Here is a 25469-nt window from a genome sequence, read left to right on the forward strand (position 1 = left end):
GGTCCTTGTCAATCAACACTCGATGACGTTCACGGCCAACCCGCCGCGCGACGTCTCCTTGTACTTCGTTTTCATGTCCGCGCCGGTTTCGCGCATCGTCTTGATCACGTTGTCGAGCGATACGTAATGCTTGCCGTCGCCCTTCATCGCCATGCGCGCGGCGTTCAGCGCCTTGATCGCGCCCATCGCATTGCGTTCGATGCACGGAATCTGCACGAGCCCGCCGACCGGATCGCAGGTCATGCCGAGGTTGTGCTCCATGCCGATTTCGGCGGCGTTCTCCACCTGGGTCGGCGTGCCGCCCATCACGGCGGCGAGCGCCGCGGCGGCCATCGAGCACGCGACGCCCACCTCGCCCTGGCAGCCCACTTCCGCGCCGGAGATCGACGCCGTTTCCTTGTAGATGATGCCGATCGCGGCGGCGGTCAGCAGGAAGTCGACGATGCCCGCATCGCTCGATGCATGCATGAACTTCACGTAGTAATGCAGCACCGCCGGGATCACGCCGGCCGCGCCATTGGTCGGCGCGGTGACGACGCGCCCGCCGGCCGCGTTCTCTTCGTTGACGGCCATCGCGTACAGATTGACCCAGTCGAGCATCGACAGCGGATCGCGCAGCGACTCTTCCGAGCGTGCGCGCAGTTGCGCGCACAGGTCGGCGGCGCGGCGCTTCACGTGCATCGGGCCGGGCAGTTCGCCACGCACCTTGCAGCCGCGCTCGACGCACGCGGCCATCGTGCGCCAGATCGTCAGCAGGCCTTCGCGCACTTCGTGTTCGGGCCGCGTTGCGCATTCGTTGCGCAGCGTCACCTCGGCGATCGACAAGCCGCTCTCGCGGCACACACGCATCAGATCGTCGCCGGTGCGAAACGGATACGGCACTTCAGCGCCAACGCGCAAGCCGTTCACGCGATCGCCTTCGCGATTGACCACGAAGCCGCCGCCAATCGAGTAATACTCTTTCTCCACCAGCAACTGACCGCTTTCATCGAAGGCCTGAAAACGCATGCCGTTCGGATGCACGAAGCTGGCACCCGATGCACCCAACGCACCCAACGCACCTGGCGCGCCCGGCATCAACCGACGAAAAAAGCTGAGGTGCTCGCGCTCGTCGAACGCGACCGGATTCTTGCCGAGCAGCGCCAGTTGCTTCGCCTCGCGGATCGCGCGCAAACGCGGCTCGATCAGGTCAGGGTCGAGCGTATCGGGCAGATTGCCTTCGAGCCCGAGCAGCACCGCCTTGTCCGTGCCGTGCCCTTTGCCCGTTGCGCCGAGCGAGCCGTACAGTTCGACTCTCACGCGACGCACGAAGCCGAGCAGGTTCGCGTCTTCGATATGCGACGCGAAGCGGCACGCAGCGATCATCGGCCCGACCGTATGCGAGCTCGAAGGACCGATGCCGATCTTGAACAGATCGAAAACGCTGACGTTCATGGCGTGCCTTCTATGTGGCGGGCGCTAAGCTGCCTTGGGTGGAGTAGTCCGTATTGCACCGCAAGGCAAATTGAATCGATAGAATAAAAACGGCATGACAGTGGGATAGTGGCGTCAAGGACGCGGCCCGCCAAGCGCGGCGGCGCATTTGCGATGACTTCTGACGCATTTGCGACAGGCGTACCGGTTGCGGCTGGCGATGCTGACATCACGCCGGGGCATCGCCTGCAGCGCCCTGCACGGCCTCCGGCTAGCACCCATAAGGCTCGCGTTAAAGCGCCCACGATCCCGATGCTATGCTTGAATCCATTTTTCCCTTGCCGGCTGCACGCATGAATTCCGCTGAACCGCTTCCGCTTCAATCGAGCGACGGTACGCCGAAGCAGCGCATCCGCTTCGGCATCATCCTGTTGCCGAACTTCACGCTAACGGCGTTCTCGGGTTTCGTCGACCTGCTGCGTCTGTCCGCGGACGAAGGCGATTTCAGCAAGCCGGTGCGCTGCTCGTGGAGCGTGCTGGGGGAAACCCTCGCTCCGGTGCGCGCGAGTTGCGGCATCCAGATCACGCCGTGGGAAACCTTCGACAACGCCGAGCCGTTCGACTACGTGGTCGTGGTCGGCGGGCTGCTGCATTCGGGACCGGCCGCGAGCGACGCGACGCTCGCGTTCATTCGCCGCGCTGCCGCCACCGACGCGACGCTGGTCGGCATGTGCACCGGCGTGTTCTCGCTGATGCGCGCGGGCGTGCTCGACGGCCATCGCATCTGCGTGAGCTGGTTTCACTACTGGGATTTCATCGAGCGCTTTCCGTCGGTGAATGAAGAAGCGCTGGTCGCGGATCGGCTGTTCGTGATCGATCGGCGGCGTATTACGTGTTCCGGCGGACGCGCGTCGATCGACGTGGCCGCCGCGATCCTGTTACGTCACTTCGAAACCGCGACCGTGCAGAAGGCGCTGCGCATCCTGCTGGTCGACGACATGCAGAAAGGCAACGCGCCGCAGCCGCATCCGCCGGGACTTGCGCCCGCCACGCATCCGAAGGTCAAGCGCGCGATCCTGCTGATGGAGCAGCACGTGGGCCGTTCGCTGCCGCTCGACGAACTGGCACGCAAGCTCGATTTGTCGCCGCGCCAGTTGGAACGGCTTTTCAAGGCGCAAACCGGCAAGGCGCCGCAGGCTTACGCGAAGCAGGTGCGCTTGCGTACCGCTGCGTGGCTGCTGACGAGTTCGGACAAAACTGTCGCGGACATCGCGTCGAGTTGCGGCTTTTCCGACGCGTCGCATCTGGGCCGCGAGTTTCGCAAGCAGTTCGGCCTGCCGCCGGTGATGTACCGCGAGCAGCGCGGCACGGCGGCGGAAGTGGAAGACGGCTACGGTTACGACGAGACGTTTCCGGGGCGGGCGCAGGCGATTTGACGCGGGAGCCCGGGTGCCGGCACCACCGCCGTCACGCCGACAGTCGCCGCTCGACACTCGGCGCATGCCCGAATTGCGCACGATAGGCCTTGCTGAAATGACACGGCGAATGAAAGCCGCACACCGCCGTGACCCGCGCAATCGACGCGTCCGTATTGCGCAGCAGTTCACGCGCGCGCCGCAAACGCAGCGTCAGGTAGTAGTGCGTCGGCGACACGTTCAGGAACATCTTGAACATACGCTGCAAATGGCGTTGCGACAGATGCACGAGCCGCGCGAGTTCGTTGAGCGATAACGGCTCCTCGATATTCGCTTCCATGAGCCGCACTACTTCGATCAGTTCCGCACGCGAAAAGCCCACGCGCGCATCAACGGGAATGTGCTGATAGTCGGTCGAGCCGCGAATCCGTTCGACAATGAACTGCTCGGACACCTGCGCCGCGACCGCATGGCCGAGCCGCATGCCGACCAGGTTCAGCATCAGATCGAGCGGCGCGGTGCCGCCGGTGCAGGTCATGCGATCGCGGTCGATCACGAACAGTTCGTCGGCGAAACGCACATGCGGATAGCTCTTGTGCAACGGCGACATGTCCTCCCAATGCACGGTCGCGCGATAACCGTCGAGCAGGCCGGCGGCCAGCAGCGCATAGGGTCCCGTGCAGATGCCACCGAGCGGAACGCCTTGCGCGGCCACGTCGCGCAGCAATGCGATCACCGTATCGTCGACGTAATCGCGCACGTGCCAGCCCGCGCAGACGAACAGCACGTCGGGCATGCCGGCTTCGGCGAGCGTCGTGGTCGGCTTCACCGTGATGCCGTTGCTGGCGCACGCAGGCTCGCCGTCCGGCGTGATGACCGACCACCGGTAGTACTGCGCGCGGCCCACGTAGTTGGCCATGCGCAACACCTCGACCGCGCTCGTGAACGCGATCATCGAAAAGTTCGGCAGCGTCAGAAAGCCGACATGCGCGAGCCCGGCCAGCGGCGCTGCGGCGTGGGGCTCGACCGGGGTGAGCGCGTCGCGCTTCATCGGCGGCTCAACCGTGTTGCGCGGCCGGCTCGCGGCGCACTTTCATTACGCTGCGCAGGCCCGACAGCAGCGGCGCGCGGGCCATGCCCGGCGCACGGCCGAAGCTCTCCGTGATGCGGTCCAGAATGATCGCGAGCATCACCACCGAGAGGCCGCTCTCGAAGCCCAAGCCGATATCGAGCCGCTGAATGCTCGCCAGCACGTCGTTGCCGAGCCCGCCCGCGCCGACCATCGACGCGATGATCACCATCGACAGCGCCATCATGATGGTCTGGTTCACGCCGGTCATGATCGATGGCAGCGCATTCGGAAATTGCACCTTGTAAAGCAACTGCCACGGCGTGCAGCCGAATGCCTGCCCCGCTTCGACGATCTCGCGATTGACGTGCTTGATGCCGAGCGACGTGAGCCGCACCGCGGGCGGCATCGCGAAGATCACCGTCGACAGAATGCCCGGCACGCGGCCGAGGCCGAACAGCATCGCGGCCGGAATCAGGTAGACGAACGCGGGCATGGTCTGCATCAGATCGAGCACAGGGCGCACGATCATCTCGACGGTGCGGCTCTTCGCGGTCCAGATGCCGAGCGGCACGCCGAGCAGCAGGCTGATCAACGTGGACGACAACGTCAGCCCGAGCGTAATCACCATCTGATCCCAGAAGCCGGTGCTGTAGATCAGCAGCATCGCCAGCAGCGTGAACAGCGCGAAGCGCCAGCCCACCCGCCACAAACCGATGCCGACGAAGAACGCCATCAGCGCCCACATCGGCACCGCCTGCAAGCCGTGTTCGACGAGCGCGGCAAAACTCTCGATGACCTTGCCGATCGCGTCGAAAGTCTTCGCGTCGTGGTCGAGCAGATAGTGAACGCCGTGATCGACCCAGGCGCCAAGCGGAATGATTTCAGACATGGGAACCTCGATGGCGCGTGAGAACGTTCAGCACGTTCGTCTTGTTGACCGAACCGCAGTAGGAGCCGTCCGCTTCGACGACCGGCAGCGGCGCGCGGCTCGCCACCACGCGTTCGACGACGTCGTCGAGCGGCGTGCTGCGGCGGATGCACTCGATCTGGTTGAGTTGCGGCGACGCGCTGCCCAACGCATCGCGGCCCACGAAGCCGCGAATCCTGCGCTCGCTATCGAGCACGAATGCGTAGTCGGCGCTGCCGTTGAGCGTGGCCGCGACGCTCGACGCGTCCATCTGCGGCGAGTGCTGCATCAACGGCACGGCATCGGTCTGCATCAGATCGCCGGCGGTCAGATAGCGGCTCGTGTCGATGCCTTCGAAGAAAGCCCGCACGTAATCGTCGGCGGGATTGGTGATGATTTCCTGCGGCGTGCCGATCTGCACGACCCGGCCGCCTTCCATGATCGCGATGCGCGTGCCGATGCGCATCGCCTCCTCCAGATCGTGCGACACGAACAGGATGGTGCGCTGCTGCTCGCGTTGCAGATTGAGCAGCACGTTCTGCATTTCCTTGCGCTTGAGCGGATCGAGCGCGGAGAACGCTTCGTCCATGATCATCAGCGACGGGTTGACCGCCAGTGCCCGCGCGAGTCCCACGCGTTGCTGCATGCCGCCCGACAGCTGGGCCGGCAGCTTCTCTGCGAACGGCGCGAGGCCGACCTGTTCGAGCACAGTCATCGCGCGCGTCTCGCGCTCCTTGCGGCCGACGCCCGCCACTTCGAGCCCGAACGCCGCGTTCGACAGCACGGTGCGTTGCGGCATCAGCGCGAACGACTGGAACACCATGCTCATGTCCTTGCGGCGCAGCGCGATCAGTTCCTTGCGCGGCACGCTGGCTACGTCGCGCCCGTCGATCAGCACCTTGCCCGCCGTCGGTTCGACCAGCCGATTGATCAGGCGAATCAGCGTCGACTTGCCCGAGCCGGACAGGCCCATCAGCACGAAGATTTCGCCCTCCTTCACGTCGAACGAGACGTTATGGACGCCGACGATCTGGCCGGTGCGCGCGAACACCTCTTCTTTCGTTGCGCCGGCGGCCAGCATGGCGACCGCCTCTTTCGGGCTGGTGCCAAACACCTTGCACAGCCCTTCGACCACGACTTTCGGGGAATTCATCGAATGCTCTCCTGTGTCGAAACGCACGACAGTGCTGCACGGCGGACGTGCGTCCGCGCTGTGCCTACATAGTTGCCAGAAAAAAGTGCGCGTTGCCGACTATTTGCGACAACCACATGAGGAAATACGACACCTGCGCGGCGCGCGTGCCGGCGCCGGACGGCGGGAGCCTTGTGGCGCAAGGGTTTGGCGGAGATTGTGAGGGATTCGCGAGGATGTCGCGTAAGAGCAAGCAGGCGTGGCGCGGTGCGGGGAAAGCGCGGTGGTGGCGGATGCGGGAAGAGAAAAACGAAAAAAGCGGAAGCGCGAATCATGCGCTCCCGTCAACCACCCGATCACTGCGGCGCGTGCGCCGCCCGATAACCTCGCCGCCCAATCGCCAGGGTCAGCAAGGCGGACACGGCGAGACTCGCCGCCACCACATAAAGCCCCGCTGCATAACCGCCGGTCACGCTCTTCAACCAGCCGATCGCGAACGGGCCGACGAAGCCGCCGAGGTTGCCGATCGAGTTGATCATCGCGATGCCGGCCGCCGCGCCCGCGCCGGACAGGAACGTACTCGGCATTGCCCACAGCGGCGCCTTCGCCGCGCTGATGCCGACGTTCACTACCACCAGCGCCATCACGACAGCAAGCGCCGTATTCGCGACACCGGCCCACGCGAGTCCGAGCGCCGCCGCCACGCATGGAATCACCACGTGCCAGGTGCGCTCGCCGCGGCGGTCCGAACGGCGCGCCCACCACACCATGCCGAGCACCGCGAGCACGCTCGGAATCGCATTCAACGCGCCGGTGCCGAGTGCGCTGAAACCGAATTGCCGGATGATCAGCGGCGCCCACAAGCCCAGCGTGTAGAGACCCGCGGACGTGCCGAAGTAGATCATCGCGAGTATCCACACACGCAGATCGCGTAACGCGGCGAGCGCGCCTTCGGCATGTCCCGCTTGCGATTCGCGGCCGCGGCGCTCGTCGCGCAAGGTGGTAATGAGCCACGCTTTTTCATCCGCGGCGAGCCACTTCGCCTTTTCCGGCGAATCGGTGAGCGCCTTCAGCACCACGAAGCCAAGCAGCACGGCTGGAATCGCTTCGATAATGAACAGCCATTGCCAGTCCTTCAGGCCGAACAGCGCGGGCATCTGCATGATCGCGCCGGAAATCGGCGAGCCGATCGCCGTCGACAACGGCGCGGCCGCCATGAACGCGGCAGCGGCCACGGCACGCTGACGCGCCGGAAACCACTGGCTCAGATAGAGAATGATGCCGGGAAAGAACCCGGCCTCGGCGACGCCGAGCAGAAAGCGCAGCGTATAGAACGAGTTCGGCCCGGTCACAAACGCCGAAGCCGCGGAGACGAGCCCCCACGTGACCATCACGCGAGCAATCCAGATGCGCGCGCCGACCTTGTGCAGTATCAGGTTCGACGGCACCTCGAACAGAAAATAGCCGAGAAAGAAGATGCCGCCGCCGAGGCCGAACATGGTCGGCGTGAGGCCGAGGTCCTGGTTCATCGTCATCGCCGCGAAGCCGACGTTCACGCGATCGAGAAAGCTGACGAAATACAACAGCATCACGAACGGCAAAATGCGCCAGGTCAGCTTGCGAACCACACGGGCTTGCAATTCATTGTTCATGCCTGTCTCCACTCAATCTCTGCATGGGTGCAGTGAGATCGCCCGTGACGGGTCCGCCCGGGCGTTTATGTTTTTTGTGTGAGATTGCGGGCGACGCTTCAGGCCGCCTGCGCGGTCGCCACGTTCGCTGGCGAGGCGAGCAACGCGCAGACCGCGTCGGTCACCTGCACAGTGGTCGCGTTGCCGCCGAGGTCGCCGGTATGCAGCGACGCATCCGCGGTCACGCGTTCGATCGCCGCCATCAAGCGGCGCGCGGCGTCGTGCTCGCCGAGATGATCGAGCATCATCACCGCCGACCAGAATGTGCCGACCGGATTCGCGAGACCTTTGCCCATGATGTCGAACGCGGAGCCGTGAATCGGCTCGAACATCGACGGATAGCGGCGCTCCGGATCGAGGTTGGCCGTCGGCGCGATGCCGAGGCTGCCCGCGAGCGCGGCCGCGAGATCGCTGAGAATATCGGCGTGCAGGTTGGTGGCGACGATCGTGTCGAGCGTGGCAGGCCGGTTCACCATGCGCGCGGTCGCCGCGTCGACCAGTTCCTTGTCCCAATGCACGTCGGGAAACTCTTTCGAAATCTGCAATGCGATCTCATCCCACATCACCATTGCGTGACGCTGCGCGTTGCTCTTGGTGATCACCGTCAGCAGCTTGCGCGGCCGCGATTGCGCGAGCCGGAACGCGAAGCGCAGAATCCGTTCGACACCGGCGCGGGTCATCATCGAGACGTCGGTCGCGACTTCGATCGGATGGCCCTGATGCGCACGGCCGCCCACGCCCGCATACTCGCCCTCCGAGTTTTCACGCACGATCACCCAGTCCAGATCCTGCGGCGTGCAGCGTTTCAACGGCGCGTCGATACCGGGCAGGATGCGCGTGGGCCGCACGTTCGCGTACTGATCGAAGCCCTGGCAGATCTTCAGGCGCAGACCCCACAGCGTCACGTGATCGGGAATATGCGGATCGCCCGCCGAGCCGAAGAGGATCGCGTCCTTGTCGCGCAACGCGTCGAGGCCGTCGGCCGGCATCATCACGCCATGCTCGCGGTAGTAGTCGCCGCCCCAATCGAAGCTCTCGAACTCGAAACCGAACGCGTCGCTGCGCGCGGCGATCGCTTCGAGCACGCGCTGGCCGGCCGGTACGACCTCCTTGCCGATGCCGTCGCCGGGAATGGTTGCAATGCGGTAGGTCTTCATCGAGTGTCTCCTTCGTGTTGAATGCATGGCTGCATCGTAGAACGGCGACCGCCCGCGAAAACGCTGCTAGACTCAAACCATCCTTAACCGCAGATTAACAATGGACCGGCTTCCATGAGCGCGTCGATACAACCGGACGATCTCGCGTTCTTCTCCACGCTCGCCGCCAGCGGCAGTCTCACGGCGGCCGCGCGCGAGCTCGGCCTGAGCACGGCGGCGGTGAGCAAGCACCTCGCGCAAATGGAAACGCGCGCGGGCGTGTCGCTCGTCAATCGCACGACGCGCCGCATGAGCCTGACGCCGGAAGGCGATCTGTACCTGACGCGGGCGCGCCGCATCCTCGGCGAAATGGACGACCTCGCGCAACTGCTCGGCGGCTCGCAGGCGACGCCCAAAGGCCTGCTGCGCGTGAACGCGACGCTCGGTTTCGGCCGCAGCCATGTGGCTCCGCTGATCTCGAAGTTCGTGCGGCGCTTTCCCGAGGTGGACGTGCAGTTGCAACTTTCGGTCGACCCGCCGCCGATCAGCGAGGACGCCTTCGACGTGTGCGTGCGTTTCGGCGAGCCGCCCGATGCACGCGTGATCGCGCGCCGTGTCGCGCCGAACCGGCGCTTGCTGTGCGCGTCGCCGGCCTATCTTGCGGAACGGCGTGCGCCGCGCAGCCCGGCGGAGTTAGCGCAGCACAACTGCATCGGTATTCGCCAGGGCGACGACGGCTACGGCCTATGGCGTCTGACGAGCGGACGCGGCGCAAGCGAAAAAACGGAGACGGTCCGTGTGCGCGGCAACCTCACGACCAACGACGGTGAAATCGCGGTGAAGTGGGCGCTCGACGGACTGGGGCTCCTGATGCGCGCGGAGTGGGATATTGTGGAGTATCTCGCCGATGGCCGGCTCGTTCATGTGCTGCCCGACTACCGCACGCCGGGCGCCGACATCTATGCGGTCTATCCGCAGCAGTTACAGATGACCGCGCGGGTCAAGGCGTTCGTCGACATGCTGGTCGAAACGCTCGGCGCGCGTTGAACCGAATTGCTTCGCGCCGAGCCTCTCTGCCTGCCGTTACCGCTTACTGGCTTGCGCCCGCGGCCTTCTTCTCCGCCTGCTGGAGCTTGTTCGGATAGCTCGGGTCGTTCGCGGCCGGCTGGTAGCCCGCGTCTTCGAGCTTCTTCAACTCGGCGTTCTTCTTCGCGCGGGCTTCCTTGTGTGCCGCCTTCCGCTCGGCTTTGGTCGGCTTGGCGGGCGTCGTGCTGGACGGAGCAGCGTTGGGGGTGCCGTTGTCCTGCGCCACGGCGAGCGAAATGCTGCCTGCCATCATGGCGACGACCGAAACCCCAAGCATGATTCGTTTAATGGCAAAGCTCTTCATAACTGATATCCCCTCTGGAGAGTTGGCAATAACACTGAAGTCTGTCTGCGAGATGTCGTTCATCACGGCGAGCGGCACGCAATGTTCAGCATGGGCTCGCTGCATAGCAGCTTACAGGCAAACGGCGCGATCTGAGCGAGGCGTTGTCGCATTGCAGCGTCAGTCCAAGGTTGCGTGATCGGATGGCCAATGGTAGTCGCCGATGCTCGTTCAAGCTGTTTTCGGCCGCTCGGGTCGTGGTTCTGCAATGCAGAATATTGGAGTGAGCATAACGACACGATTAACACTCGCTTACTCGACTTCTACCCCTTGATTAGAGACGCTTATCTGAAAATTGCGCAGCGCAGCCCGCGCCAGGTGTTTTCCCTATTTCAGCCTGCATTGCAGTCCACCTCATGATTTTCCCCGTTGACACCGCACGAACGGTCGTGCCAAATTGCGCCTGCATCTTACGCGCGAGCACGCAAGCGATGAGCGCGTCATAACGACGGCGCGTCCGTCGATCACGACAGCCGCAAGCGAAAACGCATTCAACTCAGGCGCGCACCTGCCGACCCGATATTTCGCACCCCTTAACGGTTTGCGAAGGAACGCTTTCCTCCGTCGAAATCGCCGTGCGCAGCAGATCGCCTGAACCGTGTAGCACCCGCCGTACCCGCCAGTTCATTCGATTCCAAAAAAACAAGGAGACACGCAGCATGCCTACAAGTCGTCGCAATCGGATTGGTGTCATTCTCGGATTGATGGGTGCGTGCGCATTGGGCGCGGCCCACTGCGCACATGCGCAAAGCAGCGTCACGCTGTACGGGATCCTCGACGCGTCGCTGCTCTACACCAATAAAACGCTCGACCCCGCGACCGGCCAGAGCGCCGGTCATCAATACGCGTTCACCGACAGCGGCCTGTCCGGCTCGCGCTTCGGCATGCGCGGCGCCGAAGACCTCGGCGGCGGCATGCGGGCGATCTTCCAGCTGGAAAGCGGCATCAGCGTCGCCACCGGCGCGCTCGGCAATTCGAACGACAACCTGTTCGGCCGCCAGGCCTATGTCGGCGTGGAGAGCCGCTTCGGCACGGTCAAGGCCGGCTTGCAGTTCTCGCCGTTCTTTCTCGCGGTGTACGACTTCGATCCGCGCGATATGTCGTACTTCGGCAGCGGCCTCGTCACCTATCTGGACAATGTCTACGTGACGGGCCTGTTCAATCCCAATGGCATTTCATACACGTCGCCGGAAATTGCGGGGCTGCAGGCCAGTGCGATGCTGGCGCTCGGCGGCGCTGCCGGCGATTTTCAGGCGGGCCGCCAGTACTCGGCCAGCCTGCGCTATCACCTCGGTTCGCTGACGGTCGATGCCGCGCTCTACAGCGGCAACGCCGGCGGCAGCGCGGCGTCGATCCCGGTGCCGAGCGTGGTCGAGTTCAACGGCCGCGCGCTCGGCGCGAGCTACGTGTTCAACGACCTCACGGTGAAAGCGTCGTACGTGCAGTACAAAGTCGCGGGCTCGTTCAACAATCGTGTCTATTCAGGCGGCGCGAGCTACCGCATCACGCCGGCGCTGAACGTCGACGCCGGCGTGTGGGTCACGCGCGACGCGAACGAATCGTCGAACAACTCGATACTGGCGTCGACCGGACTCACGTATTCGCTGTCGAAGGCCACCGTCACGTATGGACAGGTCGGCTTCGTGACGAATCACGGCGGCATGCACACCGGACTCTCGGTCAACAACGCGCTGAATCTCGCGACCGGCACGACGGCCGGCGTGAATGTCGGCATTCGCCATACGTTCTAGCGCAAACGTGGTGGCCGCGTGTTCCGATCGAAGCGCCAGAAGCAACCGACCGATGCGCCGCTGAGCGGCGCATCGCGTCATGCGCGCGGCCGTCTATGCATGCGCCCGGCGGGCTACTGATCGAAGCCGGGATTGCGCCGCGTCAAGCGACGCAGCAAGCCGGGCCACACGAGATCGGCGCCCTTGCCTTTGCTCACTTCGCGCGCCTGCTCTCCCATCGTTGCGATGATCGATTGCGGCACGTCGATCAGTTTGCCGCCCGCCTGCGCGAGGATCTGGATACGGCATGACGTCTCGAACAGGTACATCGCCTGAAATGCTTCGGCCACCGAACGACCGCAGGTCAGCAAGCCGTGATTGCGCAGCATCATGTAATTGGCGTTGCCGAGGTCGGCGACGAGCGTCGCCTTTTCGGCGTCACGCAAAGCGACGCCTTCGTAGTCGTGATACGCGAGGTTCGTCAACACGAAGCCCGACTGCTGCGATAGCGGCAGCAGACCGTCCTGCTGCGCGGCGACGGCGACGCCATAAGCGGTATGCGTATGCAGCACACAATTGACGTTGGGCCGCGCGTCGTGCACGGCGCTATGAATCACGAAGCCGGCGGGATTCACGTCGAAGGTTGTCGGCATCACGGGACGCCCTTCGTGGTCCACCTTGACCAGGCTCGACGCGGTAATCTCCTCGAAAAAAAGGCCGTATGGATTGATCAGGAACTCATGCTCGTGCCCCGGCACGCGCGCCGAAATATGCGTGAACACCAGATCGTCCCAGCCGAACAACGCGACCAGCCGGTACGCGGCCGCGAGATCGACGCGGACTTGCCACTCTTCGGGCGACACCATGTGACGAACGCTGGGAATGTCGAGTGCGGGATTCATGACGGACCTTGAAGAGAGCGCGCGCGGACACAGCCGCATCACGGTGGAGTCGCGCGTGAGTACGAAACGAAGCGCGTCATCGGCTGGAGAGTTGAATTTCTGCATTGCAGAATACTGGCGCGAATGAAGCAGTGTCAAGATAGTTAGCAGGCGTCGCCATTACGAGATATGAAGCGCTCGCCCGCGAATGAGCGATCCATGCGTAACGCAAGTCACGCTGCGCCTTCTCACGCATTCACCCCGCGCCCGGCGAATACGCCGACACATCTCGACAAAGATCTCAGTGACTTCCCTGAAAATCTGCAATGCAGAACATGCAAATACAAAACCCTATTGACGCAAAGCGAACGCTCGTGCCAAATTTCTCCCGCACCACCCACATCGCGTTCAGAAGTCTGCGCCTTCATGGCGCGTTTTAAACCGTTGGCACCCGTCGTCTGGTTCGAGCAGCGGCGGTTGTCCCGTCCGCAAGTCAGGCACGTCGCGCGGCAATCCCTGAAGCCAGGGCCGCGCTCGCGAGGTGCCGAGTTGGAGGGTGTCAAAGCGTGGATATGTTCTTGCAGCAGGTTCTCAACGGGTTGACGCTGGGCGGCATCTACAGCCTCGTCGCGCTCGGCCTCACGCTGGTCTACGGCATTCTCGCGGTGCCGAACTTCGCGCACGGCGCGTTCTACATGGTCGGCGCATTCGTGTCGTTCTACCTGATGAACCGGCTCGGTCTTAACTATTGGCTCGCGATGATCGGGTCCGGCGTCGCGGTCGCAGCGCTTGCGATTCTCGCCGAGCGGCTGGTGTTTCATCCGCTGCGCAAGTCTTCCGAGTTGCATCCGATGATCGCCGCGATCGGCCTGCTGCTCTTTCTCGAAGCCGGCGCGCAAGCCGTCTGGGGCGCCGATTTTCATCGCATGCCCACGCCCTATGCGGGCATCGTCGAGCTGGGCGGCGTGAGCGCGCCGTTGCAGCGCCTCCTGATCATCGGCGCCGCGTTCGCGCTAGTGGTGCTGCTGCAACTGTTCCTCAGATTCACCGTGATCGGCTCCAGCATCATCGCGATGGCGCAGGACCGCGAAGGCGCATCGCTGATGGGCATCGACGCGAACAAGGTGACCATGCTCACCTTCGGCATCTCCGGCCTGCTGGCCGCGGTGGCCGCGACGCTGTATGCACCGATCAACCTCGTCTATCCGGCAATGGGCCAACTGGTGATCCTGAAGGCGTTCGTCATCATCATTCTCGGCGGCATGGGCAGCGTACCGGGCGCGATCGTCGGCGGACTGATCATCGGCCTCGCGGAGAGCTTCGGCGCGTTCTACATCTCGACCGACTACAAGGACATCATCGCGTTCGTGCTGCTGGTGGTGATTCTGTCGGTTCGTCCTCAGGGGCTCTTCACCAGGGAACTGCGTGCGTCATGAAATTACTCATGCAACTATTCGAGCGCAAACGGGGATGGGCGTTGCTGTTCGTGCTCGGACTGCTGTTTCCGTTCGTCGCCGCCAACGACTACATGCTCACCGTGATGTCCACCGCGTACATCTTCGCGCTGGCCACCGTCGGCCTGAGTCTGATCACCGGCTACACCGGCCAGTTCAATCTCGCGCACGGCAGCTTCATGGCGGTCGGCGCGTATACGGTCGGCATTCTGACGGTCGATCATCAGGTGCCATTCTGGCTCGCGTTCGTCGCGGCGGGCGTCGTGACGGCAGTGCTCGGCGCGCTGGTCGGGCTCGTGTCGCTGCGTCTGCGTGGCCATTACTTTTCGATCTTCACGCTGTGCGTCGGCTACATCATGTTTCTCGTCATCGAGAAGTGGGACAGCCTCACGCATGGCGTCGCGGACATCATCGGCATTCCCGCGCCTTCGGGTTTCGGGCTCGTCTCGTTCGAAAATCCCCGCGCGCTCTACTACCTCGTGTTCGCGTTCCTCGTGCTCGGCGTGTGGCTGATGCAACGCATCGTCCACTCGCTGCTCGGCCGCACGTTCATGGCGATCCGCAATAGCGATGGACTCGCGCAATCGCTCGGCATCAACCTGATGCGCAACAAGGTGCTGGCCTTCGTGCTGTCGGTCGTGTATGCGGGGCTCGCCGGCGGACTGTATGCGGGCGCGGTGCGCTTTCTCGGCCCAGACCTCGCCGGCGTCGAACACACGTTCGATATGACCATGTACATGCTGGTGGGCGGCATCGGCACGCTCGCGGGTCCGCTCGTCGGCGCGTTGATCATTCCTTGTCTCACCCAGTATCTGCAGTTCCTGCAGGAATATCGCTTTGTCGTGTTCGGGCCGATCCTGATTCTGCTGGTGATCTTCCTGCCCAACGGGATCGTCGGTCTGTACCAGGCGAGGAAGGTTCGGCGCGCGCAACACGGCGCGCTGGCGGCCGCAAACGCGACGCGCCCGCCTCTGCCGCAACCCACCGGAGGCGACGGCCATGCTTGAAATCGATTCGCTCAGCAAGCACTTCGGCGGCCTCGTCGCGGTCGACGACGTCAGCACGCACATCGAAGCCGGCAAGGTCAACGCGATCATCGGGCCGAACGGCGCGGGCAAGACCACCTTCTTCAATCTGATCAGCGGCACACATCTGCCGAGTTCGGGCCGCGTCGTCTTGAAAGGCGAGGACGTGACGAAGCTCGGCGCGGATCAGATGGCACGCCTTGGCGTCGCGCGCACGTTTCAGTCGACCGCATTGTTCGACCGCGCGAGCGTGCTCGACAACCTGATCGTCGGCCACCGTCTGCGCACGCGCTCCGGGCTGTGGGACGTGCTCACGAACTCGCAGCGGCTCAAACGCGAGGAACGCATCTGCCGCGACAAGGCGCGTGAGGCGCTCGACTTCGTCGGTCTGTCGGCGATCGCCGACCGGATGGCCGGCGACATCTCGCAGGAAGAACGCAAACGCGCGGCCGTCGCGCTCGCGCTTGCCACCGGACCGAGCCTGATGCTGCTCGATGAACCGGCCGGCGGCGTGAATCCGGAGGAGACCGAAGGCCTCGCCGATCTGATCCGCAAGCTGGTGAAACACGGCGTGACCGTGTGCCTCGTCGAACACAAGATGAACATGATCATGAAGCTCGCGGATCGCATCATGGTGCTGAACTACGGCAAGAAAATCGCCGAGGGCACGCCTGCCGAGATTCGCGCGAACCCGGCCGTGATCGACGCTTACCTGGGGAGCGAGCATGCTGAAGTTTGACAACGTGTCGCTCGACTACGGCAGTTTCCGCGCGCTGGACGGCATCAACCTGCACGCCGACGACGGCGAACTCGTCGTGCTGCTCGGCGCGAACGGCGCAGGCAAGAGTTCAATCTTTCTCGCGACGAGCGGCCTGCGCCGCGCCGCGGGCGGCAGCCTGCGCTTCGGCAATCGCGAACTGCTCGGCATGACGCCCGCGCAGATCGTGCGTAGCGGCGTGATTCAGTGTCCCGAGGGACGCAAGCTGTTTCCCGGCATGTCGGTACTGAAGAACCTGACGCTCGGCGCTTACGTGCATCGCGGCGACAAGGCCGGCAATCGGCGCAATCTCGACCAGGTGTTCGCGCTGTTTCCGCTGCTCGCCGAACGCAAGGACCATCCGGCCGGGTCGCTCTCCGGCGGACAGCAACAAATGGTGGCGATCGGCCGCGCGATGATGGCGCGGCCCAAGGTGCTGCTGCTCGACGAACCCTCGCTCGGTCTTGCGCCGCTGGTGGTCAAGCAGGTGTTCGACGTGATCCAGCAGATCAATCGCGCGGGAACGACGGTGCTGCTTGCCGAACAGAACGCGTTCGCCGCGCTGAAGATCGCACACCGCGCGTATGTGATCGAGAACGGGCGCATCGTGCTCGAAGGCGATCACGCGAGCCTGATGAACAACGAAGCGATTCGCCGCGCGTATGTCGGCGGGTGACGTATTCGATGATGTGCCGCGCCTGGTTGGCTGCGGCGCATTGCAACATTGCCGGCAATTGACTTGCTGGTCGACAAAGCAAAGGAGACACGTATGACGAACAAACGCTTGCGCGGCCGCGCCGGACTGGTAGCAACCGTCGCGACGACCGCATTGATGAGCGCGGGCGCCGCGATGGCGCAGCAGGTGGTGCACATCGGCTTCTCGGGGCCGTTGAGCGGCGGCGCGGCGAAGTACGGCCAGGAAGTGCTCGACGGCATGCAGATGGCCGCCGCCGACGTCAATCAGGCAGGCATCGACGTGGCGGGCAAGAAGATCAAATTCGAAGTGGTCGCGCTCGACGACAAGTACAACCCCAGCGAAACCGCGATCAACGCGCGACGTCTCGCGCAGGAACAGCAGGCCGCCGTGGTGCTCGTGCCGCATTCGGGGGGCGGCTTCGCGGTGCAGACCAGCAACGAGCAGCAGAAGCTGTTGCTGCTCTCTTACACCAGCGTCCCGCAGATCAGTGAACGCGGCAACAAACTGACCGTGCGGATTCCACCCGCTTTTACGTCGTATCTGAATTCGTTCATCAAGTATGAGATGGCGACTTACGGCAAGAAAGCGGCCCTCGCCGCGACTGATACCGACTATGGGAAGGTCTGGGTCGCGGCGTTCAAGCCGGCGTGGGAAGCGGCAGGCGGTACGATCGTCGCTGACAACGCCATGTCGTATAACCGGGCGACGGATTTCTATAGCGGCGTGAGTCGTGTGTTGGCGGCCAAGCCGGATGTGATGTTTATTGGCGGACCTTCGGAGCCGACCGGCCTCGTTGCGCAGCAGGCGCGCGAGTTGGGATTCAAGGGCGGCTTCATCGTGATGGATCAGGCCAAGCTCGACGAGGTCGCGAAGGTGACTAGCGGCTATGCGCCGTTGAATGGCGCGATTGGGGTGCTGCCGCTTGCTAACGAAGACACGCCGAATGCCAGGGGTTTTGTCGAACGTTTTCGCAAGAGTCATGGCGGGCGCGATCCTAGCCAGGAAGTGTCGCTGAACTACACGGCGGTGTATGCGACGGCGCTCGCCATGAAGCTGGCCGGGAGCGTTAGTGATGCCACCGCGATTCGTGGTCAGTTCGATAAGGCGGTAAAGGCGCTGCCGGCGCAGAATAATCCGCAGAGTGTCACCGGGGTCGATGCTCAGGGCGGGTTTGTAATCGGGAATCCGTTGGCGGCGGTAGTTCAGGGCGGGCAGTTGAAGGCGGCGACGTTGAGTTCGTTGACCGCCGCAAAGTGAGGGGTTTTCCGGGGCGGTGAAAAGTCAGGCGTCCTGGTGACGCCTGTTTTTATTTGCGGGCAGACATCTTCTAACGCACGCTCTGTGTGTTCAATCGGTCTCCCTTGCCCGATCGCTCTGTGTTTTCAGATAACCGACAGAGGATTGTCGTGTGTTGGAAGAGAGCCCACATGCCGCATGCCTTGAATTGCTCGAATAGAGAGGCAACGCATAGATTTCCCTTCCAGACAGCGTGTTACGGCCGCTTCGCGCGGCGGAAGCGAGCGTGGCACAGATCGTGAGTAGTAGTTTAGCGAGCGCAAATCAAAGCGCTCAATGACGGCCAGATCCTGCTACCCAACTACTTTTGATAGGTGAATCGAAATGAACACGCTGACTATTGTTGATCTGCATCAGGCGGAGGAACTGTCCCGTTCCCAGATGAGCCGTGTCGTGGGTGGACACGATATCGATAAGGAAAGGGCACTCGTTGAACTCTACGCTGCTATCCACAGCATGGACGTAACGGCAAATACACCTGACCCGGCTCCGCCCCACGTGTCGATGAAGTTGCCTGCTTAGTTGTCGGACTCGTTATCGGACGATGACGAACGGCGGCGGTAGAAGACGCGGATGCGCGTCCGGATAGGCGTCTGTCATAAGGGCTGGATTACCGGCCCTTATGTTTCTTTGCCGGCGCCAGTCTGGTGACCTCTGGCGCGTTTCACCGACCGACGCGCATGCGGCGCGATGAGCCCCGTCCCTCACCCCCTCAACTCCCCCACAATCCTCTCCCGAACCCCCGGCCTTTCCGCAAACGGATCAGTAGGATTCCGGACCATCACAATATCGTCCGACCTCGTCTTCACAGCCCCCAACGCATGCGGATGAGAAAACACATAAAACCGCTCCTCCCGGATCGCGTCGAACGTCAGCGCAGCGACCTGCTCAGCACTAACCTTCCCCGAACTCACCGCCTTCTCACTCAACGCACGCGATACCTTCTGCGACAAAGTCGGCGGCGCATCGTTAGCAAGCTCGGCCGGCCGATTCCGCTGCGCGTGCGCAATCCCCGTCGGCACGAAGTACGGACACAGCACCGAACAGCCGACCTGCTGCGTAACCAGCGAGAGATCCTGATACAGCGATTCCGTCAACGACACCACTGCGTGCTTCGACACGTTGTACGGCCCCATCATCGGCGGATTGAGCAGACCCGCCATCGACGCCGTATTGACGATGTACCCGCGATACCCCGCATCGCGTTTCGCCGCCTCCAGCATCAAAGGCGTAAACGCTCGCACCCCATGAATGACGCCCCACAGATTCACACCGAGCAGCCATTGCCAATCGCGCTCGGTGTTCTCCCACACGAGCCCGCCGCTACCGCCCACGCCCGCGTTATTGAACACCAGATGCACGCCGCCGAACGCATCGAGCGTAGCGCGCGCCAGCGCGTCGACTTCATCGCCCTTCGCCACATCCACACGACGCGCGATCGCCTGCGCGCCGGCCGCGCTCACTTCGGCGAAGGTTTCGTCGAGCGCATCCTGTTGCACGTCCGCCAGCACGAGCCGCATGCCGAGCTTTGTGCCGAGCCTCGCGAACTCGCGGCCGAAGCCGGAGCCCGCGCCGGTGATCACCGTAACCTTGTCTGCGAAATTGTCCATGCGTTGTCCCGTTGGTGAATTGAATTGGCGTAGCTTCTGTCACGCGCCCGGATAAAACCGCTCACGCAACTCCCGCTTCAATACCTTCCCAATCGCACTACGCGGCAAGCTATCGAGAAAGCTGAGCGCCGAAATCCGCTGCATCTTGCCAACCCGCGCATTGACCCAGGCGAGCAGCGTGTCCGCATCGATTTGCGCATCCGGACGACGCACCACGAACGCCACCGGCGTCTCGCCCCATTGCTCCGATTGCGCGCCGACCACGGCCACCTCCGCAACCTCCGGATGCTGGCGCATTTCCGCTTCCAGATCGCTCGGATAGACGTTGAACCCACCCGAAATAATCATGTCCTTCTTGCGGTCGAGCAGCGTCAGAAAACCGTCCGCATCGAAGCGCCCCATATCGCCGGTGCGAATGAAGCGCTTGCCGCTCGGGTCGTACCACTCCGCTTCCGCAGTCTTGTCGGGCTGCCGGTAGTAACCGGTCATCATCGCCGGCGAATGACCGACGACTTCGCCCACCTCGCCCATCGCCACCTCGCGGCCGAGTTCATCGATCAACCGGATATCGTGCCCTTCCATCGGCTGGCCGACCGTATGCAGCTTGTCCGGCCATTCGTGCGCCTCCAACTGGCACGAGCCGCCGCCTTCGGTCATCCCGTAGTACTCGGTCAGCTTGCCGGGCCAACGGCGCACCACGTCCGCCTTGATGCTCGCCGCGAACGGCGCGCTGGTGCAGAACTTCGCCTGGAAGCTGGACAGGTCGTAGCGGTCGAAATCCGGATGCGCCATCAACCGTTGATACTGAACCGGCACGAGCATCGTGTGCGTCGCGCGATGCCGTTGCGCGAGTTCCAGGTAACGCGTGGTCTCGAACTTCGGCATCAACACGACGGTGCCACCGAAGGTCAGTGTCGGCATGAAACTCACGAGCGTCGTGTTCGAATACAACGGAGTTGAGATCAGCGTCGTGGCATCGGGTCCGTAGCCGCGCTGGATGCTGCGCACGGCGTACGCCCAACGCATCCCGTGCGATTGCACGATGCCTTTCGGCGTGCCCGTGGTGCCGGACGAATAGATGATGTTGAACGGCCAGGCCGGATCGATCATCACTACTGCGGGCATGGCGCCCTGCGGCGCGAGCCACGCGTCGAGCGCGGTGCTGCCCGCGTGAGCGTCGAGCGCGATCGGCGTCGCGCTGATTTCCACAGCGACCGGTTCGAGCAGACGCTTGACGTCGGCATCGAGGAACAGCAGCCGCGCGCCCGAGTTGCCGATCATGCCGACGAGACTCGCCGCGCTCGACGAAGGCGCGAGCGGCGCGACCGCCGCCCCAGCGCGCAGTCCGCCGAGAAACGCGACCACGTAGTCCACCGATGCGCTCGCGCACAACGCAATCGCATCGCGCGGCTGAACGCCGTCGCGTTGCAACGCCGCGGCGAAGCGGTCGACGCGCGCATCGAGCGTCGCGTAACTGACCACTTCATCGCCGCAGATCAACGCCGGATGTGCGCCGCGCTCCTTGCCGAAGCGACGCAGCATGTCGGTGATGCAGACGAAGGGTTCGTCCAGTAGAGCGTCAAGCCATGTCGTCATCGCGCAGCGCCTCCGTTACCGCGTTTGCGTTGTTAGCAGCGGCGGCCGTGCGCGCCGCGTCCTCTTCCTGCAACACGCGCCACAAAATCTTGCCGCTGCCGGACTTCGGCAACGACGCGACGAACTCGACGATGCGCGGCGCCTTATACGCCGCCATCTGTTCGTGCGCCCAGTCGATGATCTCCTGCGCGCCGATCTTCCCCGCATGCGCGGCGTCGGGCACCACGAGTGCCTTCACGGTCTCGCCGCGCTTCTCGTCCTTCACGCCGATCACGCACACCTCGTGAATCGCCGGATGCCGGTACATCAGCGCTTCGACCTCGGCCGGCCAGACCTTGTAGCCGGATGCGTTGATCATCCGTTTGAGGCGGTCGGTCATGAAGAAATAGCCGTCCTCGTCGATATGTCCGAGATCGCCGGTGCGCAGAAAACGCTTGCCGTCGAGTTCGATAAACGCCTCGGCGGTCGCCTTCGGATTGCGCCAGTAGCCTTGCATCACCTGCGGAGCGTTGACGACGATCTCGCCCGTTTCGCCTTGCGGCAGCTCCTGCAGTGTGACCGGATCGATCACACGCGAGTCCACGTCGAACACGGGGATGCCCAGGCACTGCGGCTTCGGACGATGCGGCGGATTGATGTGTGTGCCGGCGATCGTCTCCGACATGCCGTAGCCTTCGATGTAATCGAGGCCGGTTAGCGTCTTGAGCTTCTTCGCGATCGCATCCGGCATCGCCGCGCCGCCGCCGCGCGCGCCGCTCAGGCTCGATAGATCGTATTCACCGAGCTTCGGATTCGACAGGAAGTCGACCATCATCGTCGAGATCGACTGCCACGCGGTCACGCGATATTTCTGCATGCATAGCGCGGCAGCGTCGCGGTCCCAGCGCGGCAGCACGACGATCGTCGCGCCGGAAAAGACCGCGCTATTCATGCCGCCCTGCATGCCGGTCACGTGAAAGAACGGCAGTACGGAAAGATAAACGCCGTCGGCCGGCGCCGCGAACCACACGCAGCCGCCGAGCGCCGTGCTCATCACGCTGCGATGCGTGTGCATGCAGCCCTTCGGTTTGCCGGTGGTGCCGGACGTGTACGGCATCACGCACAGATCGTCGGCGCCGGTGGTGAGCGGGCCGGGCGCGAGCTTGCGATCGAGCACGGCTTGCCACGACGTGACGCCGTCGAGATTAAAGCTCCTGCGCGGCGCGGCGACAAACTCGGGCACCGCGATCGGCGACGGCCGCTTCAGATAATCGCTATACGTCGCGACGATCGCGTGTTCAAGCCCCCGCCCCTCCCCCTTGCCGAGCAGCGGCTCGACGTTCGCGAACAGGCACTGCGGCACGATGATCGTGGTCGCGCCGCTGTCCTCGACATAGTGCGCGAGCTCGGTGCTCATGTTCATCGGGTTGACCGGCACCACGACCGCGTTGGCCCGCAGAATGCCGTAGTACGCGATGATCCATTGCGGGCTGTTCTGCATGTAGAGCAGCACGCGGTCGCCCGCTTTCACGCGGCACTCGTGCTGCAGGAAGCCGGCAATGCGCTCGGCTTCGTCCTTGAATTCGGCGAACGAAACCGGCGTGTCGTAGAAGACGATAAACGGCTTGTCGGGAAAGCGCGCCGCCGACACTTCGGCGTTATAGAAGATATTGGTCTCGGGCAGCGTCAGATGCAGTGGCACTTGCGGCGGCCAATGCGGATGATGGCGTTCGTTCATAGGCGTCTCCTGCTTGACTGTCGTCGCGCGCGTCGCTGCGGGCGCGCGCGTCGTTCATGTGCGCCGCGCGGCGGATGCGCTTCGCTGCGCGAGGCGTTCCGCTCATGCGTCGGCTTGTACATCGGTTGATACGTCTGCTCGCGTGCCTTTCGATACACGGCACGTGCTGGACCGGATGGGCGTCTCAGCGCGCGAGATAACGCCCCAACTCGACCTTGGCGATCGCATTGCGATGCACCTCGTCCGGGCCGTCGGCGAAACGCAGCGTGCGCGAACTCGCGTATGCGCGCGCGAGGCCGAAGTCGTCGCTGACCGCGCCACCGCCGTGAACCTGCATCGCCCAGTCGATCACCTGGCAGGCCATGCTCGGCGCGGCGACCTTGATCATCGCGATCTCCTGGCGCGCGTCCTTGTTGCCGACCGTGTCCATCTTGTGCGCGGCATTGAGCACGAGAAAGCGCGTCTGGTCGATCATGATGCGCGCGTTGGCGATCCGTTCGCGCGTCACGCCCTGATCCGCGATCGGCTTGCCGAATGCGACCCGCTCCAGTGAGCGGCGGCACATCGCTTCGAGCGCACGTTCGGCGCGCCCGATCAGGCGCATGCAGTGATGGATGCGTCCTGGTCCGAGCCGGCCCTGGGCGATCTCGAAGCCGCGTCCTTCGCCGAGCAGCATGTTGCTCGCGGGCACGCGCACGTTCTCGAAAGCGATTTCGGCGTGGCCGTGCGGGGCGTCGTCGTAACCGAATACCGGCAGGTGGCGTAGCACCTTGACGCCGGGCGTGGCCATCGGCACCAGAATCATCGACTGCTGCTGATGCCGGTTCGGATGATCGGGGTTCGACTTGCCCATGAAGATCAGAATCTGGCAGCGCGGATCGTTCGCGCCCGAGGTCCACCATTTGCGGCCGTTGATCACGTAGTGGTCGCCGTCGCGCACGATGCGCGCCTCGATATTGGTCGCATCCGACGACGCCACCTCCGGCTCCGTCATCGCGAACGCGGAGCGGATCGTGCCGTCGAGCAACGGCAACAGCCATTGCTCCTGCTGCTCCGGGCTCGCGTAACGCACCAGCGTTTCCATGTTGCCGGTGTCAGGCGCGGAACAGTTGAACGGCTCCGCGCCGATGTGCGAGCGCCCCATGATTTCGCACAACGGCGCGTATTCGAGGTTCGTCAATCCTGCGCCGTATTTCGACTCGGGCAGAAACAGGTTCCACAAACCGGCGGCCTTCGCCTTCTCTTTCAGCTGCTCGATCACCGGCGCGGGTTGCCAGCGATTGCCGGCTTCGCGCGCGGCGTCCATCTGCTCGTCGAAAACCGCCTCGGCTGGATAGACGTACTCGTCCATGAAAGCGTTCAGGCGCTTCTGCAAACTCTTGACCTTGTCCGAGTGCTGAAAATCCATGCGGCGTCTCCTTCTTTTATACGTAAGCGCAGCGCGGTCGCGCGAGCGGCGTGCCGATCGCGCTGCGTTCTGAAATGAAACGGAACGGTACGCCTCGACTCAGACGATGATCGATCCGCCGTCCACCGCGAAGTGCTGGCCCGTGATGTGCCGCGACGCTTCGCTTGCGAGAAACACGACCGGTCCCTTCAGGTCCTCGTCGCCGCCGAGCCGCTGCAACGGCGTGCGCGACACGATCGTGTCTTCGAGCTTGTCGAGCAATCCCGCTGACATCTTCGACGGGAAAAAGCCCGGGCAGATTGCGTTGACGTTGATGTTGTACTTGCCCCATTCCGCCGCCAGCGCGCGCGTGAAATTGATCGCGGCGGCCTTCGACGTGTTGTACGCAATCGTGTTCATGCCGGGCGGCGAGCCCTTGAGCCCCGCCACCGACGCGATGTTGATGATCTTGCCCGCGCGCCGCGGAATCATGCTGCGCTTGCCGACTTCGCGCGCGACGAAGAACGGCGCGTTGACGTTCAGGTTCATCACCTTGTGCCACGCTTCGTCGGGATAGTCCTCGGCAGGTGCGCCCCACGTCGCGCCCGCGTTGTTCACGAGGATGTCGATTTGGCCATGCAGTGCCAGCAATTCGTCGACGAGACCGGGAATACCCTCGAAGCGCTGCAGATCGTTCACGACGGTCAGTACTTCGATGCCGCGGCTTTGCAGATGCGTTTTCGCTTCGGCGAGTTCATCGGCCTTGCGCGCGGTGATCGCAATGCGGCAACCCATTTCGCCGAGCGCTTCGGCCATTTGCAGGCCGAGTCCACGCGAACCGCCGGTGATCAAGGCAACCTTGCCGTCCAGTTGAAACAGTTCCTTCACAGACATGTGTCGCTCCTCCATGTGTTCCGCTATGCAGATTTGGATTCCATATTTTCCGACCATCATACGTGCCGAAATTCGGCGTGTAAATAAAAGCACGCTCATTCACTTTCGTTATAAACTGGCACGCATCATCGACGAGGCGGAGCATCAGGACTTACCCGCATACCGCCTTTTTCAATTGCGCTGTGCCGATACACGAGGCCGTTTTTTGCCGGGCTTTGTCACGTGTTCTG

The 25469-nt window shown here is 63.4% G+C and carries 22 protein-coding genes; 9 read left to right on the forward strand and 13 right to left on the reverse strand.

Annotation, left to right across the window (positions count from 1 at the left end; translation table 11 throughout):
• Positions 1-12: 12 nt before the first annotated feature.
• Positions 13-1434 carry an L-serine ammonia-lyase gene (locus tag BGI01S_RS12670; protein ID WP_042325772.1) on the reverse strand — a complete coding sequence of 474 codons (1422 nt, stop codon included), beginning with the start codon at positions 1432-1434 and terminating at the stop codon, positions 13-15.
• Between the two features lie 332 nt (positions 1435-1766).
• Between BGI01S_RS12670 and BGI01S_RS12675 the strand changes: the two genes are divergently transcribed.
• Entirely contained in the window at positions 1767-2849 is a 1083-nt protein-coding gene (locus BGI01S_RS12675) for a GlxA family transcriptional regulator (protein WP_042325773.1), read from the forward strand.
• Positions 2850-2880: 31 nt separating this feature from the next.
• Here the strand turns inward: BGI01S_RS12675 and BGI01S_RS12680 are convergent, their stop codons facing one another.
• The 5 genes from BGI01S_RS12680 to BGI01S_RS12700 all read right to left on the reverse strand — a co-directional run bounded on the left by BGI01S_RS12680 (position 2881) and on the right by BGI01S_RS12700 (position 8787).
• Positions 2881-3879 (reverse strand): GlxA family transcriptional regulator, encoded by a 999-nt coding sequence (locus tag BGI01S_RS12680; RefSeq protein ID WP_042325775.1) that lies wholly within the window; start codon positions 3877-3879, stop codon positions 2881-2883.
• Between the two features lie 7 nt (positions 3880-3886).
• On the reverse strand, positions 3887-4789 hold the full coding sequence (gene choW / locus BGI01S_RS12685) for a choline ABC transporter permease subunit (protein WP_042325777.1): 903 nt from the start codon (positions 4787-4789) through the stop codon (positions 3887-3889).
• Positions 4782-5960 (reverse strand): quaternary amine ABC transporter ATP-binding protein, encoded by a 1179-nt coding sequence (locus BGI01S_RS12690; protein ID WP_042325779.1) that lies wholly within the window; start codon positions 5958-5960, stop codon positions 4782-4784. The genes choW and BGI01S_RS12690 overlap by 8 nt, the downstream gene beginning before the upstream one ends.
• A 335-nt stretch (positions 5961-6295) precedes the next feature.
• The gene (locus tag BGI01S_RS12695; protein ID WP_042325781.1) at positions 6296-7591 is read right to left on the reverse strand and encodes an MFS transporter; all 1296 of its coding nucleotides are present in this window, start codon (positions 7589-7591) and stop codon (positions 6296-6298) included.
• Positions 7592-7689: 98 nt separating this feature from the next.
• On the reverse strand, positions 7690-8787 hold the full coding sequence (locus tag BGI01S_RS12700; protein WP_042325784.1) for a tartrate dehydrogenase: 1098 nt from the start codon (positions 8785-8787) through the stop codon (positions 7690-7692).
• A 114-nt stretch (positions 8788-8901) separates the two neighbouring features.
• Here BGI01S_RS12700 and BGI01S_RS12705 point away from each other — a divergent pair, with 114 nt between their 5' ends.
• The gene (locus BGI01S_RS12705) at positions 8902-9813 is read left to right on the forward strand and encodes a LysR family transcriptional regulator (RefSeq protein ID WP_042325788.1); all 912 of its coding nucleotides are present in this window, start codon (positions 8902-8904) and stop codon (positions 9811-9813) included.
• 43 nt (positions 9814-9856) lie between these two features.
• Here the strand turns inward: BGI01S_RS12705 and BGI01S_RS12710 are convergent, their stop codons facing one another.
• A complete protein-coding gene (locus BGI01S_RS12710; RefSeq protein WP_174447405.1) occupies positions 9857-10156 on the reverse strand; it encodes a hypothetical protein in 300 nt (99 codons plus the stop codon).
• Between the two features lie 698 nt (positions 10157-10854).
• Here BGI01S_RS12710 and BGI01S_RS12715 point away from each other — a divergent pair.
• Positions 10855-11946, forward strand: a complete 1092-nt coding sequence (locus tag BGI01S_RS12715; RefSeq protein ID WP_052400460.1) for a porin — start codon at positions 10855-10857, stop codon at positions 11944-11946.
• Positions 11947-12059: 113 nt separating this feature from the next.
• Here the strand turns inward: BGI01S_RS12715 and BGI01S_RS12720 are convergent, their stop codons facing one another.
• Positions 12060-12827, reverse strand: a complete 768-nt coding sequence (locus BGI01S_RS12720; protein ID WP_042325794.1) for a class II aldolase/adducin family protein — start codon at positions 12825-12827, stop codon at positions 12060-12062.
• A gap of 551 nt (positions 12828-13378) precedes the next feature.
• Here BGI01S_RS12720 and BGI01S_RS12725 point away from each other — a divergent pair.
• From BGI01S_RS12725 to BGI01S_RS12750, 6 genes are all read left to right on the forward strand, one after another.
• Positions 13379-14242 (forward strand): branched-chain amino acid ABC transporter permease, encoded by an 864-nt coding sequence (locus BGI01S_RS12725; protein WP_408638639.1) that lies wholly within the window; start codon positions 13379-13381, stop codon positions 14240-14242.
• A gap of 8 nt (positions 14243-14250) precedes the next feature.
• Positions 14251-15267 (forward strand): branched-chain amino acid ABC transporter permease, encoded by a 1017-nt coding sequence (locus BGI01S_RS12730; protein WP_042325797.1) that lies wholly within the window; start codon positions 14251-14253, stop codon positions 15265-15267.
• Complete coding sequence (locus tag BGI01S_RS12735; protein WP_042325799.1) at positions 15260-16024, forward strand: ABC transporter ATP-binding protein; 765 nt, start codon at positions 15260-15262, stop codon at positions 16022-16024. The genes BGI01S_RS12730 and BGI01S_RS12735 overlap by 8 nt, the downstream gene beginning before the upstream one ends.
• Positions 16011-16718: an ABC transporter ATP-binding protein gene (locus tag BGI01S_RS12740; RefSeq protein WP_042326014.1), complete on the forward strand. Its 708-nt coding sequence runs from the start codon at positions 16011-16013 to the stop codon at positions 16716-16718. The genes BGI01S_RS12735 and BGI01S_RS12740 overlap by 14 nt, the downstream gene beginning before the upstream one ends.
• A gap of 93 nt (positions 16719-16811) precedes the next feature.
• Entirely contained in the window at positions 16812-17996 is a 1185-nt protein-coding gene (locus BGI01S_RS12745; protein WP_042325801.1) for an ABC transporter substrate-binding protein, read from the forward strand.
• A 363-nt stretch (positions 17997-18359) separates the two neighbouring features.
• The gene (locus BGI01S_RS12750; RefSeq protein ID WP_042325803.1) at positions 18360-18557 is read left to right on the forward strand and encodes a hypothetical protein; all 198 of its coding nucleotides are present in this window, start codon (positions 18360-18362) and stop codon (positions 18555-18557) included.
• Positions 18558-18739: 182 nt separating this feature from the next.
• Here BGI01S_RS12750 and BGI01S_RS12755 read toward each other — a convergent pair whose 3' ends face one another.
• The 5 genes from BGI01S_RS12755 to BGI01S_RS12775 form a co-directional block, all read right to left on the reverse strand.
• Positions 18740-19645, reverse strand: a complete 906-nt coding sequence (locus BGI01S_RS12755) for an SDR family oxidoreductase (RefSeq protein ID WP_042325805.1) — start codon at positions 19643-19645, stop codon at positions 18740-18742.
• 39 nt (positions 19646-19684) lie between these two features.
• A complete protein-coding gene (locus BGI01S_RS12760; protein ID WP_042325808.1) occupies positions 19685-21241 on the reverse strand; it encodes a class I adenylate-forming enzyme family protein in 1557 nt (518 codons plus the stop codon).
• Positions 21225-22958, reverse strand: a complete 1734-nt coding sequence (locus tag BGI01S_RS12765) for a long-chain fatty acid--CoA ligase (RefSeq protein ID WP_042325811.1) — start codon at positions 22956-22958, stop codon at positions 21225-21227. Before BGI01S_RS12765 ends, BGI01S_RS12760 begins: the two co-directional genes overlap by 17 nt.
• Positions 22959-23142: 184 nt before the next feature.
• Entirely contained in the window at positions 23143-24366 is a 1224-nt protein-coding gene (locus tag BGI01S_RS12770) for an acyl-CoA dehydrogenase family protein (RefSeq protein WP_042325813.1), read from the reverse strand.
• A gap of 99 nt (positions 24367-24465) precedes the next feature.
• Positions 24466-25239 (reverse strand): SDR family oxidoreductase, encoded by a 774-nt coding sequence (locus tag BGI01S_RS12775; RefSeq protein ID WP_042325814.1) that lies wholly within the window; start codon positions 25237-25239, stop codon positions 24466-24468.
• Positions 25240-25469 lie beyond the last annotated feature (230 nt).

It is taken from the genome of Paraburkholderia ginsengisoli NBRC 100965 (assembly GCF_000739735.1).
Lineage (GTDB): Bacteria > Pseudomonadota > Gammaproteobacteria > Burkholderiales > Burkholderiaceae > Paraburkholderia > Paraburkholderia ginsengisoli.

Excerpts from the sequence above, each read along its gene's own strand:
- BGI01S_RS12730 (WP_042325797.1), top strand. The coding sequence starts at position 14,251 with ATGCAACTATTCGAGCGCAAACGGGGATGGGCGTTGCTGTTCGTGCTC.
- BGI01S_RS12725 (WP_408638639.1), top strand. The coding sequence starts at position 13,379 with ATGTTCTTGCAGCAGGTTCTCAACGGGTTGACGCTGGGCGGCATCTAC.
- BGI01S_RS12745 (WP_042325801.1), top strand. The coding sequence starts at position 16,812 with ATGACGAACAAACGCTTGCGCGGCCGCGCCGGACTGGTAGCAACCGTC.
- BGI01S_RS12680 (WP_042325775.1), bottom strand. The coding sequence starts at position 3,879 with ATGAAGCGCGACGCGCTCACCCCGGTCGAGCCCCACGCCGCAGCGCCG.
- BGI01S_RS12765 (WP_042325811.1), bottom strand. The coding sequence starts at position 22,958 with ATGAACGAACGCCATCATCCGCATTGGCCGCCGCAAGTGCCACTGCAT.
- BGI01S_RS12700 (WP_042325784.1), bottom strand. The coding sequence starts at position 8,787 with ATGAAGACCTACCGCATTGCAACCATTCCCGGCGACGGCATCGGCAAG.
- BGI01S_RS12770 (WP_042325813.1), bottom strand. The coding sequence starts at position 24,366 with ATGGATTTTCAGCACTCGGACAAGGTCAAGAGTTTGCAGAAGCGCCTG.
- choW (WP_042325777.1), bottom strand. The coding sequence starts at position 4,789 with ATGTCTGAAATCATTCCGCTTGGCGCCTGGGTCGATCACGGCGTTCAC.
- BGI01S_RS12750 (WP_042325803.1), top strand. The coding sequence starts at position 18,360 with ATGAACACGCTGACTATTGTTGATCTGCATCAGGCGGAGGAACTGTCC.
- BGI01S_RS12670 (WP_042325772.1), bottom strand. The coding sequence starts at position 1,434 with ATGAACGTCAGCGTTTTCGATCTGTTCAAGATCGGCATCGGTCCTTCG.
- BGI01S_RS12775 (WP_042325814.1), bottom strand. The coding sequence starts at position 25,239 with ATGTCTGTGAAGGAACTGTTTCAACTGGACGGCAAGGTTGCCTTGATC.
- BGI01S_RS12720 (WP_042325794.1), bottom strand. The coding sequence starts at position 12,827 with ATGAATCCCGCACTCGACATTCCCAGCGTTCGTCACATGGTGTCGCCC.
- BGI01S_RS12710 (WP_174447405.1), bottom strand. The coding sequence starts at position 10,156 with ATGAAGAGCTTTGCCATTAAACGAATCATGCTTGGGGTTTCGGTCGTC.
- BGI01S_RS12690 (WP_042325779.1), bottom strand. The coding sequence starts at position 5,960 with ATGAATTCCCCGAAAGTCGTGGTCGAAGGGCTGTGCAAGGTGTTTGGC.
- BGI01S_RS12740 (WP_042326014.1), top strand. The coding sequence starts at position 16,011 with ATGCTGAAGTTTGACAACGTGTCGCTCGACTACGGCAGTTTCCGCGCG.
- BGI01S_RS12705 (WP_042325788.1), top strand. The coding sequence starts at position 8,902 with ATGAGCGCGTCGATACAACCGGACGATCTCGCGTTCTTCTCCACGCTC.
- BGI01S_RS12715 (WP_052400460.1), top strand. The coding sequence starts at position 10,855 with ATGCCTACAAGTCGTCGCAATCGGATTGGTGTCATTCTCGGATTGATG.
- BGI01S_RS12695 (WP_042325781.1), bottom strand. The coding sequence starts at position 7,591 with ATGAACAATGAATTGCAAGCCCGTGTGGTTCGCAAGCTGACCTGGCGC.
- BGI01S_RS12735 (WP_042325799.1), top strand. The coding sequence starts at position 15,260 with ATGCTTGAAATCGATTCGCTCAGCAAGCACTTCGGCGGCCTCGTCGCG.
- BGI01S_RS12760 (WP_042325808.1), bottom strand. The coding sequence starts at position 21,241 with ATGACGACATGGCTTGACGCTCTACTGGACGAACCCTTCGTCTGCATC.
- BGI01S_RS12675 (WP_042325773.1), top strand. The coding sequence starts at position 1,767 with ATGAATTCCGCTGAACCGCTTCCGCTTCAATCGAGCGACGGTACGCCG.
- BGI01S_RS12755 (WP_042325805.1), bottom strand. The coding sequence starts at position 19,645 with ATGGACAATTTCGCAGACAAGGTTACGGTGATCACCGGCGCGGGCTCC.